Source organism: Helcococcus bovis, from assembly GCF_046035835.1.
In the GTDB taxonomy this organism is placed as follows: Bacteria; Bacillota; Clostridia; order Tissierellales; family Peptoniphilaceae; genus Helcococcus; species Helcococcus bovis.
On the sequence record NZ_JBFNGB010000050.1, the window covers coordinates 1 to 663 of the forward strand.

A 663-nucleotide genomic window follows, 5' to 3' on the forward strand; every position below is an offset into this window, starting at 1 on the left:
GTTATCAACTCTTCTATCAAAATGTAGTAATGGACGATTTGGTCTAAAAAAGGCTGAAGAGATTCAAGCTATAGCTTCAAACTCCTTTGGAATTAAATTTGCAAAAAGATCTTTTTCTTTCCAAATCAAACAAATCATTAATCAACTCTCATTTTTAGAAGATCAAATTAATGAAATTGAAAAAGAAATATCTTCTATGCTTGATCAACTTTGCCCTGTAATTACTTCAATTACTGGCATTGGTAATGTCCTTGGAGCAGCTATTTTTTCAGAAATTGGTGATATTTCAAGATTTGAAAAAGCAAGTCAGTTAGTTGCTTATGCTGGTCTTGATGTTTCAGTTAAGAAATCCGGAGAATTTAGTGCTTCAAATACTAAAATATCTAAAAGAGGTTCACCATACTTAAGAAGAGCAATTTGGCTATCAGCAACTGTTGCTGCATTTAGAGATCCTGCTCTATCTAAATACTATCAAGGTATGAGAGATAGAGGAAAAGCACATGGAACAGCTATTGGAGCCGTTGCTAGAAAGCTTACTAACATCATTTTTGCAGTATTGCGTGACAACAAATCCTACATTCCCAATATTTAATTGTTAATTCATATTTTAAAGCCTAATTTTGTTAGGCTTGTTTGCTGTGCGCAAATTTAAGTAATTTTTTA

1 protein-coding gene is annotated in these 663 nt (G+C 32.3%); it reads left to right on the plus strand.

What is annotated here, in order from left to right:
* A partial coding sequence (locus ABGF48_RS08450) for an IS110 family transposase (RefSeq protein ID WP_408105898.1) occupies nucleotides 1-592 on the plus strand: 592 nt, incomplete at its 5' end.
* Nucleotides 593-663: the final 71 nt, after the last annotated feature.